The sequence below is a fragment of the Thioclava sp. NS-SX20 genome (genome assembly GCF_057380695.1).
In genome coordinates, this window is the sequence record NZ_JBXXRY010000005.1 from 44,048 (window position 1) to 56,703 (window position 12,656).

Annotated in this window: 12 protein-coding genes; 4 read left to right on the forward strand and 8 right to left on the reverse strand. The window is 61.4% G+C overall.

What is annotated here, in order from left to right:
* Window positions 1–53: 53 nt before the first annotated feature.
* The 4 genes from repC to AC2ISB_RS18570 form a co-directional block, all read right to left on the reverse strand.
* Window positions 54–1,265, reverse strand: coding sequence for a plasmid replication protein RepC (gene repC / locus AC2ISB_RS18555; protein WP_486577364.1), 1,212 nt, complete (start codon window positions 1,263–1,265; stop codon window positions 54–56).
* Window positions 1,266–1,478: 213 nt separating this feature from the next.
* Window positions 1,479–2,408 (reverse strand): plasmid partitioning protein RepB, encoded by a 930-nt coding sequence (repB, locus tag AC2ISB_RS18560; protein WP_486577365.1) that lies wholly within the window; start codon window positions 2,406–2,408, stop codon window positions 1,479–1,481.
* On the reverse strand, window positions 2,392–3,585 hold the full coding sequence (gene repA, locus AC2ISB_RS18565) for a plasmid partitioning protein RepA (RefSeq protein ID WP_043754416.1): 1,194 nt from the start codon (window positions 3,583–3,585) through the stop codon (window positions 2,392–2,394). The genes repB and repA overlap by 17 nt, the downstream gene beginning before the upstream one ends.
* A 134-nt stretch (window positions 3,586–3,719) precedes the next feature.
* Entirely contained in the window at window positions 3,720–4,601 is an 882-nt protein-coding gene (locus tag AC2ISB_RS18570) for a recombinase family protein (protein WP_071974352.1), read from the reverse strand.
* 226 nt (window positions 4,602–4,827) lie between these two features.
* On the opposite strand from AC2ISB_RS18570, the gene AC2ISB_RS18575 reads away from it, so the two are divergent.
* Entirely contained in the window at window positions 4,828–5,895 is a 1,068-nt protein-coding gene (locus AC2ISB_RS18575) for a hypothetical protein (protein ID WP_486577366.1), read from the forward strand.
* A gap of 91 nt (window positions 5,896–5,986) precedes the next feature.
* Here AC2ISB_RS18575 and AC2ISB_RS18580 read toward each other — a convergent pair whose 3' ends face one another.
* From AC2ISB_RS18580 to AC2ISB_RS18590, 3 genes are all read right to left on the reverse strand, one after another.
* Complete coding sequence (locus AC2ISB_RS18580; protein WP_486577367.1) at window positions 5,987–6,340, reverse strand: PIN domain-containing protein; 354 nt, start codon at window positions 6,338–6,340, stop codon at window positions 5,987–5,989.
* Between the two features lie 897 nt (window positions 6,341–7,237).
* Window positions 7,238–8,143, reverse strand: a complete 906-nt coding sequence (locus AC2ISB_RS18585) for an SDR family oxidoreductase (protein WP_486577368.1) — start codon at window positions 8,141–8,143, stop codon at window positions 7,238–7,240.
* Window positions 8,144–8,158: 15 nt separating this feature from the next.
* Window positions 8,159–8,896 carry an SDR family oxidoreductase gene (locus AC2ISB_RS18590; RefSeq protein ID WP_486577369.1) on the reverse strand — a complete coding sequence of 246 codons (738 nt, stop codon included), beginning with the start codon at window positions 8,894–8,896 and terminating at the stop codon, window positions 8,159–8,161.
* Between the two features lie 115 nt (window positions 8,897–9,011).
* On the opposite strand from AC2ISB_RS18590, the gene AC2ISB_RS18595 reads away from it, so the two are divergent.
* Window positions 9,012–9,890 (forward strand): LysR family transcriptional regulator, encoded by an 879-nt coding sequence (locus tag AC2ISB_RS18595; RefSeq protein ID WP_486577370.1) that lies wholly within the window; start codon window positions 9,012–9,014, stop codon window positions 9,888–9,890.
* A 32-nt stretch (window positions 9,891–9,922) separates the two neighbouring features.
* Here AC2ISB_RS18595 and AC2ISB_RS18600 read toward each other — a convergent pair whose 3' ends face one another.
* Window positions 9,923–10,618: a FadR/GntR family transcriptional regulator gene (locus AC2ISB_RS18600; RefSeq protein WP_486577371.1), complete on the reverse strand. Its 696-nt coding sequence runs from the start codon at window positions 10,616–10,618 to the stop codon at window positions 9,923–9,925.
* A gap of 76 nt (window positions 10,619–10,694) precedes the next feature.
* Here AC2ISB_RS18600 and AC2ISB_RS18605 point away from each other — a divergent pair, with 76 nt between their 5' ends.
* Complete coding sequence (locus tag AC2ISB_RS18605; RefSeq protein WP_486577372.1) at window positions 10,695–11,450, forward strand: sulfite exporter TauE/SafE family protein; 756 nt, start codon at window positions 10,695–10,697, stop codon at window positions 11,448–11,450.
* Window positions 11,451–11,503: 53 nt separating this feature from the next.
* On the forward strand, window positions 11,504–12,655 hold the full coding sequence (locus AC2ISB_RS18610; RefSeq protein WP_486577373.1) for an HPP family protein: 1,152 nt from the start codon (window positions 11,504–11,506) through the stop codon (window positions 12,653–12,655).
* Window position 12,656: the final 1 nt, after the last annotated feature.

Consider the following 12,656-nt stretch of genomic DNA (forward strand, 5'->3'; position numbering starts at 1 on the left):
TCGTCAGTCCCGAGGTGGCGGAACATTACGCAGTCTCTCAACCTTAACAGCTGTTAAGCTGCAGATCGTCGTCCGATCAATGCCATGACCATCGGCCCACAGGAAAACTCACCGGCCACAGCTTTGGCAGTCAGAGCTCGCAAGTATCCACCAGGCGATCTGATGTCCTCAAAGCGTTCCAGCATGGCAGAAACGACGATCGACGCTTGCTCCGGACCCATGAACCGCTGCGCTTCTTCCCATGCAGATGCGCTGATCCCCATGGCTGGTCGCACATGGCATGCCGCATCGAAAAGCTGGTGCCAATGCCGGATTTCGCCTTGGTAGAAGGTCTTGAGCGAGGGACATGCCGCGATCACCAGGTGCAGCGGGATCTTTGGTAGGTGTCTTGTGTCCTGTTCATCGACGTCAGCCACGGGCTCATCCCTGTCCACATCTGGCACGCTGGCCGCCGCCCCGCTTTTTTCTAAAGCAGGTTCAAGATCTATAGATTCTTTATTTGAATTATGATGGTGACGCTCAGATCGAGCATCATTGGTGTTCATTTCTTCTGTTTCAGAGCCATCAATGATGTCGCGTGCCTGATCGAGGAGAGCTTCAAGATCGGCTCGATAGGCCGCGAGGTCCTCTATTGAAAGCTTACGGCGAAGCGCGCGCGCTGTGAGGATAGCCTTGTCACGAAGCTGGTCCCAGATGCCTAGGCCTGGCTGCATCTCGTCTCCGAACTCCGCGAGGGCCGCGAGATCACGCCGCATGAGGCTTACAACCTCTCTCAGACGCCTGACGCGCTCCTCAACCTCACGTACGGCCTCTGCGGCCCGTGCTATCTCCTCGGACTGGCAGTAGAGCGGGGAAAGATCGAAGCCAAAGGCGGCGCGCTCTTCGCCGTGCTTGCGGACATAGCGCTTTCCATTGGGGCTATCACGCCGCTGGAGCAAACCAGCCTCGACAAGACGCGCGAGGTGACGACGCATAGTGGAGCAGGGCATACCATTCAGGCGCTCACAGATCGCCTTGTTCGAGGGGAAGACTACCATCTCGGCGTTCCCGCCAAGTGCATCGTCTGGAAAGAAGCTGAGGAGCCCCTGCAAAACAGTTAGATCACGTTCTGACACGCCAAAGGCCGCTTGCGCCTTGGAGAGCTCGCGCAGGAGTTCCCACTTGTTGACGGGTCTGCCCGGAACAGATGCCTCGGGTCGCTCGATCACGCGCAGATGGGCGTGCGAGATCGGCCGCATAAACGGCGAAATCGGTGTGTACTCCATGAAAACGTTCACGAAGGCAAAATTTCTGCGGCCCGCGAATCGCTTTGCGCTTGCGGGGTAGGGGCCAGAACGCTACATTCAGAGGTGCGAAAACTGAGATTTTGTAGCGGGCTGATCCCGGTGCGAAACCTTACAAAGGTCTCGTGAAGCTAGCTTCTCGGGGCCTTTTTCTTTTTGCCTGTATCGTGCCTCCTTCTTGTTGGTTGCTCTTCCTCAGTCTCCTGAACGCTTCCAGCGCTCATGAAGCTCGGTAATCAGCTTTGGGGCATTGCCCTCCAACCAGCTGATAAAATCAGGTTCATCCGTAGTCAGATCGAGTTTAAGCTGCTTGCCTTGGCGGCCGGTCTTAACCGTCGCAGCTCCGACACCGGGTATCGCCAAAGCAGGCACGCCCTTTCTAGACGGGTTTGCTTTCTTCTCTGGGCTCTTCGCAGCTGCCAGAACTGCGAGAAACGCACGCTCAGAAACCTCATCGACCGAGCCGGAACTTTCGGACTTGGCTGCATGAGCTACGGCTTGCAGTTGGTCTCGATCACCGTCGTAGGCACCCAAAGCCTTTTTGAGCTCTTCCCATCTCGGGCGACCAATCCCGGGAGCCGCACCAATTGCCTGGATGAGTTCCTCGCCGACCGTCCGAACGACACTCAAGAGTTGTGAAACCCCAGCTTCGTGGAGGTTAAGGACTTCGGCGACACCTCGATTGGTGCGCTCAGCCCCTTCCAAATGGTCACCGTCCAGAAGCGCCGTCGCAACAAGCGCCCGTTCAATAAAGCTCAGATCACGACGCTCTTGGTTCTCGAGAAGCTGATCTCGAAGCGCTTGATCACCATCAACTTCCGTGACGATGGCTCGAACTTTGATACCGAGTTCGCGACATGCTTCCAGGCGTCTGCGGCCATAGATCAGGTTGTAGCGATCGCCTTCCAGTGGGCGGACCAAGACAGGCACACGCTGACCGTACTTGGAGATTGAATTCTTCAGGCCCTCAACTTCAATCTGAAGCCTGTCATCCAATCGTCCTTCGGTAATAATCTGCGCCGGATCGATCTCAAATACACCGCCACGCAGTCGGCGCCCTTCAAGAGCGTCAGGAGCGTTGCGAAGGGTCTGCAGCGGCAGGCCAAGTTTAGGCTTTCTTGCCATTCCGCCCCCATGTGTTCTGGATGATTTCAGCGATCTCATCGTTCACTGCGTTCATGGATTCGATCGCACGATCAAACGTCTGACGCGTGAAGTCCTTCTTGTCAGCTTCGTAGAGCGTTTGCTTGGTCAAGCCGGCATCAGAAATTGCGGTCGATTCAACCATGTGATTGGTCAGGACCGACCTCCCGAACAGTCCGCGAATGAAAGCGATGACTTCGGTTTGTGGCGCGTCGCCGACTTTGTATCGCGTTGGCAAAAAGCGCAGCCAATCGAAGCGCAGATTTGCGCCTGCATCCCTGATCACTCCCAGGAGATCCGCGGTCATTCGCAGGAATTGGGACATCGACATGAGGTCAAGCATCTGCGGGTGAACCGTCACGAGGACACCCGAGGACGCGGAAAGTGCTGACATCGTCAAGAAACCAAGCTGCGGCGGGCAGTCGATCACAACAACGTCGTAGTTCGCTTCAACACTATCGAGTGCGTCATGAACTCTCGCGAAGAACGCTTTCGCTCCGCCTCGCTGGATAGCAGCAGGCGTCTCGTGCTCGAACTCCATGAGTTCAAGGTTGCCCGGGATAAGATCAAGGCCGCGGATGTAGGTCTTGCGGATCACTTCGGCGATCGGAACCGGATCGTCATAGCGAACGGCATCATAGAGGGTTCCGCCCTCCATAAGGTCGAGTTCTGGCTGGATTCCGTGAAGAGCCGAAAGAGATGCTTGGGGGTCGAGATCGATCGCAAGAACCCTGTACCCCTTAAGCGCCAAGCGTTGAGCGAGGTGAGCAGACGTCGTCGTTTTGCCACTTCCGCCCTTGAAGTTCACCACTGAAACGACTTGAAGCTCGTCACCGTCGCGACGTCCAGGCACGTAAGTTCCAGACTTCTTTGCATTTCCTTCAAGCGTTTGACGGATTTCCCAGATATCATCGAGCGTATAGCGGCGATGACTTCCAGCTGTCGTCTCGACGTCAACGATCTTTCCTTCTCGATGAAGCTTACGAAGATAGGTATGATCGACGCCAAGGAGTTCAGCAGCTTCGCCGCTGGTCAAAGTGCGCATCACCTTCTTTGCATCCGGAGGGAAGTGTGCGGCGCGCTGAGCATGCAGGTTCGACGCGAGAAGTTCCGCGTAGTGCCCGATGGCGATGTCTAGATCCTGCTCTACTTCGCTCATGTCTGCCCCGATCCGTGGGCGCGTTTTTTATGTGACCGCGCGTTATTTTTCGAGACTATTGCCCGACCAACCAGATTCGTGCAAGCACTTTCTAGATTTAGTGGCAATCGGTTAGGTCAACACAAGTGTGATCCTCAGAGGAGCCCCAGCTTTTCAGCACGCTCCAGCAGCATTCTGACTGAGGAAGGCTGCCAGCTGGTGCGACCGCGAGGGGTGCGCTCACGCATGGATTCCAGTCGGTCGCAGATTGCCTGCAAGGTGATCTCCGGGTCAGCACCTTTGATTGCGGCGACAATCGCAGGCAGGCGATCGTCGGTTTCGCGACGTCCAGCGCGTCCAAGCACTTCAGCAGGCAGGAATCCGTCCGCCACGTATGCCTTCACGGCGCGGAGCAGGCGGCTTTGCGTCCAGCGCCGATCATGGGGCAGGGGGCCATTGATGATCCGCAGGACGTCTTCCCAAGCCATATCGGGGCGCAAACGGCGCACATGGGGCACCCAATCCTGCGCAGTTTCGTTCAAGCGCTCCATGTAGCCGTCCTGTCGTGCCAACCGCACCTTGCGCAGCGCTTCAGGGTCCTTGGCGCGAAGACCTGGGTTGCCGCCGACGCGGCCCTTTGAGCGTGCCGAGGCAAGTCCGGCTTTGGTACGCTCGCGGATCAGAGCGCGTTCAAACTCAGCCGCAGCGCCCAGAACCTGCAACGTGAACTTGCCCTGGGGCGAGGCGGTGTCGATGGGGTCCTGCAGCGAGCGGAAGAACGCCCCCTTGCCCTCCAGTCTTTCGATCACCTCAAGCAAGTGCGACAAAGACCGCGCAAGCCGGTCGATCCGCACGACGACCAGCGTGTCGCCCTTGCCAATCCGCTCCAGCACACGTGCAAGCACGGGCCGCGCGCGATTGCCGCCTGAGGCGTGCTCTTCAAAGATCTCGGCACAGCCCGCCGATTGCAGCGCCTCAGACTGGGGCAGGGGGGTCTGATCCTCTGTGGAAACGCGGGCATAGCCTATCAGGGGCATGAAATCTGGCCGTTTGCAATTTTATGTATCACTAATAAACGACCGTTTGTAAACGAATGCAAGTAGGTGCTCTCTCGTCGTGCTCGTCCAAAAACCCTTGGTTTCCTTGTGCTGAGCGCGATCTGAGAGGTTCCACCGGCAATCGCGCGCGCGGACTATATAAAGGGCGCAGGCAGCGGCCAAAAAAATGCTTTGGTAGTGTGCAAAAGCACAGTATTTTGCACATATGAAGACGCAAGCCTCTACTTTGAATGATGATTATGACAACCCCCTCATCACCATTGAGGAGGATGAAGAGGCTCACGAAGATGATCTCTGGTTTCTGCCGGGACCACTCGATGAAGAACCAGATGATTTGCCTCCCGGGCCACGGGCAGAACCGTCCGACACTGCTGTCATCGAAGACTGGACAAAGGCAGAAAGCGTTCACGCTGCGCGACTGGCACGGGTCGCTGGACGTCTGGGTGCTCTGGATGACCGGCTGCTGCGCGGCCCGGAAGGCTGGCGGCATCGCCTCGCTTTGATCGAGGCAGCGAACCTCAGCTGGTTCGCAGGGGACGGGGTAAGTTCTGATCGTCTGGCGCTCTGGATATCGATGCGGCTCTCGGGCGCACAGGATGACCCAAATGCCCTTGCAAGAGTTGGATGGGCTGTTCGGCGCCTGACAGGCGGTCCCGAACCAAAGGCTGATTTGGCCGCCTTCCTGGATCGCCGCGATCCCGAGAACATTGAAGACAGCGCTGAGCGTTTCGAAGATCGCGCGGGCGGATGGCTGGATGTAATGACAGCCGCAGCCGAGCTCCACCCAATCACCCGAGCTTGCATGGGCTTTCATCTCTGGAGTCTGGCGGGCCTCGGACAGCACGGCGACCAGATCGAGGCCGCCGTCACCGCGTCCAGGATTGCGGCCTGCGAGGGAAGCGGCGCCGTCTTCGCGCCTCTGGCTATGGGCGGGGCAGGGGGGCTGCGCGTTAGTGGCCCGCCAGTCGATCGTCTCGGGCGCTGGCTTGAGGGCATGGCAACATCGTGCCTGACTGCGATGCGGCACTTAGATGACATTGAGGTTTGGTTGGCGCGAGCGGAATCCGAAATGTCGCCGCTCTCGGGCAAGACGCCTCCGGCGCTGCTCGCCACACTTACAGAATGGCCACTCGTCTCTGCGCCGATGGCCGAGGCCATTACAGGAGCCAGTCGAACTGCCGTTCAGCGCAACCTTGCTTGGATGGAAGCGCGAGGGCTAATCCGTGAGGTAACGAGACAAGGGCGCTATCGGATGTGGTGCACCGCGAACTGAATGCTGCTGATGGGCTTTCCGAATTCCTTGACGCACTTCTGTCCTCCATAGTGCAATGCCCAGAAGGTGAGATGATCGGCAATCTCTGCAGCTATGCCCCGAGACGGCGCAGCCGCTTGTCGATCTCAGCCACGGGCAGGAAGACAGCATCATCCGCGCGCCAGACTTGCAGCGCGGAGATGAGAAGCTCGACCTCGCAGACATCGGCCGCGTGCAGTTCGTCGATGATCCAGAGCACGCCATGAACGCGCACGGCGCGGGCGGTGGCCACCTTGCGCAGCAGGTTGTCGCCGGTCAGGAGGATGCTGTGCTCCTGGCAGGTTGTCGTCACGAGGGCGAAGCAGTCGTTGGCCGACAGGCGGCTATGCTCCCGCTTCAGCGCGAACACCCGTGCAACCTCTTCACCCGGCAAGTCATAGGTGGCGAGCCCACCATCTTCGAGCATCCGCCATTCTTGCGCTGTGAAGTCGAGGAGTTCCTCCTCGCGGATCGGTAGGGGCACAATGAACCGATATCCCAAAGAGACACAGGAGATGGTGTTCGACGCCCACGACAAGGCGTTCGCGTTCTTCGGCGGAGCCTGCGCCCGGGGGATACCCGCTGGCAGGGGGCGCCCGATGTGGCGACCTTTAAGGAGCAGGGCTATGTATCGTGATGGGATCCGACCGTGGCGTCGGTGCTCCGGCGGGCATCCCGGACGAGGCCCTGACCAAGCTTGAGGAAGCGACTAGGAAGGCCGTCGCGGACTCTGAGTTCCAGGCAGGCGCTGCCACTTGCAGTCAAGCGCTTCTGGCGCGGGCCGATGCAATTTGGAGGCTCTCAAGTGGCGTCAAATCCTGAACCGCGCAGCCTGTGGATATATTGTAATTAAGGGAAAAAATGGTCTCAGAATGCTCTGAATCCACAGAATCGGATGAATTAGGGTACAGTTGCACCCGAGGAAACGGGCAATATCGAGCCGTTCAACGACGGGATCACCTTTCGCGTCGGCGGGGATGTCGACGAGACGCAGCTCATGCGGGTGATCCAGGTTGCACGGCGGTTGCGGGTCTACCAGGCGACCCAGCCGGTGGACCTTCGCAAGGGCATGGACGGACTCGCCCTCGCGGTGCAGGAGGCGATCGGCGAGGCGGCTACGTCGAGACATTCAGTTGCGCGCGAAGTCCTTCCCGACATATTGAGGCGCGGCATCGCAATAGACCCTGAAAAAAGGCCGGCGGTATGCGTCGCCGGCCCAGTCCAACAGGGAAGTAGATGCGTCACACGGGTGCCGCATCAGTTTTCACCGTCGACCGTTGATGCGAGAAAATCAACAAATTGCGGGCTTTCCGCGTCTGACCCTTCAAGCCCGTTGCCAGACCGCCACCTTCAGCAGATCGCCCAGCCCGACCCGATGCAGCATCTCGGCGCGCAGCCGGTCAAGCACGGCGAAGCCGACATCGGCGCCGTCGGCGGCCGGATCGAAATGCAGCCGGAAGGGTCGCGTGCCGGCCGGTCTCGCGACGACCTCAGCGATGAGCTCCGCCACATCCGCGGGGTCGGCGTCCTCGGGAACGATCTCGCCAAAGGCTTTCTGCACGGTTTCGCCAAAGTTCGCGTAGGGGCCAGCCTCGTATTCGGCGAGGCGCGCCTCATCCGCCGGATGGGCCGCATGAGCGAAATGGTTGGTCCCCTTGGTGAAGGCGCCCGGGACGACGATGGTCGTCTCGATGCCCCATCGGGTCAGTTCACGCGCGTAGGACGTGGCGAGCGAATCCATCGCCGCCTTAGCCGCGAAATAGGGCGCCAGATAGGGCGGCACCCCGCCAGCCGAGCTGGAGCTGGAAACCCAGACCAAGAGCCCCTCGCCACGCTGGCGCATATGGGGCAGGGCGGCACGGTTCAGCCGCTGCGTGCCCAGGACGTTCACGTCATATTGCTGGGCCAGCTGCTCGGCGGTGAAGGCCTCGGCAGGGCCGAACATCATGTGGCCTGCGTTGTGAACCAGCACGTCGATATGTCCGGCCTCGGCGATGACCGTGGCGACGGCGCCCTCGACCGAGCTTTCAGACTGAACGTCAAGCTCCAGGGGCCGCAGGTTGATGCCCTCGTCGCGGGAAATCCTGCGCAGCTCTTCTGCGTTGCCCGCATTGCGCCCTGAGGTGTCACGCATCGAGGCATAGACGGTGTCACCGCCACGAGCGAGGGCCAGCGCGGTCAGGCGGCCAAAGCCGCTCGACGCTCCGGTGATGAGGATGATCTTCGGCATCGTCAGAATCCCCACTTACACCATGCCACCATTGGCGCGCAGGGTCTGGCCGTTGATCCAGCCGCCTTCCGGGCTGACGAGGAAGGAAACCGCGTTGGCGATGTCTTCGGGCTGGCCCAGGCGCTCGAGCGGGTTGGCCTTCGACAGTTTCTCGATCAGCTCCGCCGGTTTGCCCTTGAGGAACAGGTCGGTGCCGGTCGGCCCAGGCGCCACGGCGTTGACGGTGATCGACTTGCCGCGCAGCTCCTTCGCCAGCACGGCCGTCAGGGTTTCGATGGCCGACTTGGTGGCGGCGTAGATACCGTAGGTCTCGAACTTCGTGCCGACCACCGACGTCGAGAAGTTCACGATCCGCCCGCCGTCGCGCAGGCGGTTCGCGGCCTCGCGCATGGTGTTGATCGAGCCCTTGAGGTTGATACCGATCTGACTGTCGATCAGCGCGTCATCCGAGTCCGCCAGCGTTGCGAGCTTCATGATCCCGGCGTTGTTGATCAGAACCTCGACGCCGCCGAAGGCTTCCTCGGCCTTGTCGAACATCGCGCGGACGGCAGCGGCATCCGACACGTCGGCCCTGGCCGCGACGGCCCGTCCGCCCGCAGCCTCGATTCGGCGGACGGTCTCGTTCGCGGCGTCTTCGTTGCCGGCATAGTTGACGATCACGGTGAAGCCGTCACGGGCCAGGCGTTCGGACACAGCCGCGCCGATGCCGCGCGAACCGCCGGTGACGAGGGCTACTTTGGAGGGATTGCTCATGGGTGTCTCCTGTGCGTTGGGACGGGTGTTCCGCTGATGAGGGGAGAGATAGACGATGACTTCTGCCGAATAATCAGGCATTTCTTGTCATCATAATTCAGGATGTACGAATAATATGGACAGGCTGGACGCCATGCGCGTCTTCATCCGGGTTGCGGAGCGGCGCAGCTTCACCCTTGCCGCAGCCGATCTGGGCCTGCCGCGCTCAAGTGTGACCGAGGCGGTCAAGCAGCTGGAAGCAAGGCTCGGCGTGCCGCTCCTGCAGCGCACCACCCGGAGTGTCAGCACGACGCTGGACGGAGAAGCCTATCTCGGGCGCTGCCGTCGGATTCTGGGCGATGTCGAGGATGCGGAAAGCGCCTTTTCCGGGGCCGAACCGTCCGGCCTGTTGCGGATCGACGTGCATGGCACGCTGGCGCGGCATTTCATCCTGCCGCGCCTGCCTGAGTTTCTGGAACGCCATCCTGGGATCGAGGTCTATATGAGCGAGAACGACCGTTACGTCGATCTCGTGCGCGAAGGTTTCGACTGCGTCGTTCGGGTCGGGGAGTTGCAGGACAGCGACATGATCGCCCGGCGCATCGCCTTGCTGGAGGAAGTCACCCTGGCTTCGCCCGGCTATTTCCACCGCCACGGCACCCCCGATAGCCTCGATTCTCTGGAGGGGCATGTGATGGTCGGTTTCCGGTCCAGTGCGACGGGCGGCCTTCTGCCGCTGGAGTTCACGGTGAAGGGGAGACGCAGGGAGGTGAGTTTGCCCACGCGGCTCTCGGTCAACGCCGCAGAAAGCTATATTGACGCGGCACGCCTTGGCTTCGGTCTTGTTCAGATGCCGCGCTACCATGCCGAGGTGGCCTTGGCTGCCGGTGAGTTGGTCGAGGTTCTGACCGATTTTCCGCCGTCACCCTCGCCGGTCTCTGTCCTTTACCCTCGCAGCCGGCAACTCTCCCCCCGCCTGCGGGTGTTTCTCGATTGGTTGGGGGCGGTGTTCTGAAGGCGCAGGGCTCGGGAGGAGCAGCACCGCCCTCAGGGCGGAAGACCGGCCCCGCGCATGGCCGTGAAGATCGTCTGCAGGTGCCTGCGCATGGCATCCGAAGCGGCGTCGGCCGCGCCCCGTTGAATGCAGGCGACCACCTCCTCATGCTGTAGGCTGTGGCGTTCGGTGAATTCGGCGACACCGAGTTTTCGGTAGGTGACTTCCCATTCGCGCTGCCAGGCTGCGTGGCGGCGCGCGCCCGCGAGATAGTCGAGAAGGCCAAGCAGGATGGGATTGCCTGTTACCTCGGCGATACCACGGTGAAAGGCGGCGTCGAGCCGTTCGCAGTCGGCCCGGGTTGCGGCACGGCGGCCCCGGTCGACCAGATCGGAAAGATAGGCGATCTCGGCAGGGGTCGTGAGCGCAGCAGCCTCGGCGGCGACCGAGGGTTCGAGGGTCAGGCGCGCCTGCATCAGTTGAAGCGGTGAGGCGCCTTGCACCAGAATGGTCTCGCGCACAGGGTGGCCCAGCGGGCGCGGGCCAAGGAACGTGCCTTGCCCGACGTGCCGCCAGAGATCGCCCGCGCACTCCAGCTCGGCCAAAGCCTTGCGCAGCGTTTCACGGCTGCACCCCAACAGATGCGCCAGCTCCCGCTCCGGCGGCAGTTGCCCGCCCGGAGCGATGGCGGCCGCCGCGCAATAATCGCGCAGCGCCTCCACAATCTGTCGGGTTCGCTTCGTGGTCATTGGTGCCCCCATACAGACCAATTTGCAGACCAATCCGGCATCATGCAACAGCGGCGCGGCTTGAAGGAGAACGAACATGCTGACAGGTATCATACTCGTGCTGGCCGGCCTGGGCGCCGGTGCGCTCAATGCCATCGCAGGCGGAGGCACCTTTCTGACGTTTCCGGCCCTTGTCTGGGCCGGTGTGCCGCCGATCATGGCGAATACGACCGCGACCTTTGCCGCCCTTCCGGGCTATGTCGGCAGCGCCTGGGCCTATCGCACGGATATCGATCGTGGCGGGAAACCTCCTCTCGCCCATCTTGTCGGCACGGCGATCGTCGGGGGGCTCGCTGGCGCTGGTCTGCTGCTGGTCACGCCGGAAGATTTGTTCTCGGGCGTGGTGCCCTGGCTTTTGTTGATGGCGACCCTGGCCTTTGCCACCGGGCCGTCTTTCGTTCGGTGTCTCGCGAAGTCCGGGCGCGAGACGTCCAGCCCCGCCGCTCTTGCTCTTGTGTTCGTGGTCTCGGTCTATGGCGGCTATTTCAACGGTGGCCTCGGCATCATGCTGCTGGCGGCTTTCGGCGTCATCGGCATGACAGACCTGCACAGGATGAACGGGTTGAAGAACCTGATGTCCGTGGTCCTGTCGGTGGTCTCGGTCACGACATATGCCGTTGCGGGCCTGATCGACTGGGGCAACTTGCTGATCGTCGGTCTGTCCTGCGCCATGGGCGGATACATCGGCGCGGTTCTGGCAAGACGGGTGCGGAACACCGCCGTGCTGCGCCTGTTCATTATCGCAATCGGCCTGATCATGGCGGTTGCCTTCTTTATGCGCCCCGCAGGTTGATCTTTTGTCAAACCGGTGAAACTTTCGGCAAAAACTGATCTTGAGGCGTCGCGTTGCACATTCTGAAATCACTTGGCCCGGCGGTGGCCCGCGTTCCAGCCAGGGAGGCGCTGCGCGCGGGGCTTGGCGCGCTGATCGGATTGGGGCTGAGCGGGTTGTTCCTGTTGTCGCCCGCCGTCGATCTGGACCTTGGCCTCTATCTCGTCGCGCCCTTTGGGGCGTCCTCCGTTCTCCTCTTCGCCGTTCCGAACAGCCCCCTTGCACAGCCATGGTCGGCGATTGTCGGCAATACCGTCGCGGCCCTCGTCGGGGTTGCAGTCTGCCTTCTCGTCTCGGACCCCGCCTTGCGCATCGCGCTCGCCGTCGGGCTCGCCATCACCGCAACCATCCTGTGCCGTGCAGTCCATCCGCCCGCTGGCGCCGTCGCCATGACCGCGGCCATGTCCCCGGACGCCATCGCGCATCTGGGGTTCTGGTTCGCCCTGACGCCGATCGCGTTCGGAACCATCGCGCTGGTCCTGCTGGCAACCCTCTACGCGCGGCTGACGGGGCGCCGCTATCCGTTCCGGCAATTCGACGACCCCAGTACGCATGGAACCGCAGATCGCAATCCGACCGAGCGCCTCGGGCTTTCGGAAGAGGAGCTGACCGGGATTCTCGAACGCTATCGCCAGTCGTTCAACCTCGGCGTGGAGGACCTGGCCCGACTGATCGGGGCCGCAGAACTGCAGGCGGCGGCGCATTCTTCAGGCCCGTTGACTGCGCAAGACATCATGTCGCGCAATCTCGTCACCGTCACGTCGAACACCCCATTGGGCGAAATCGCGGATCTGTTCCGGCAGCATCGCTTCACATCGCTGCCGGTCGTCGGCGTGGATCAAACCTTCCTGGGCGTGATCTTCCAGATACATCTCATCAGCCAGGCCCGCGACGATGCCCTGCGCCTTGATCGCGGCTTTCGGGCAACGTTCCGCAGGTTGTTGGATCGGGACCGGGAAAGACCGATGACCGCCGCCGATATCATGAGCGTCGCCGGGCCGCGCGCCACCGGCGCCACCCCGATCGGGGCCTTGCTGCCGATGATGGCCGAGGGAGATACGGATGCCGTTCCGGTCCTCGAATACGGCAAGATCGTCGGCATTGTCACTCGGACCGACCTCGTGGCGGCGCTGTCCCGTAGCGCGGCGCGCGCCGGGAGCGTCTGAC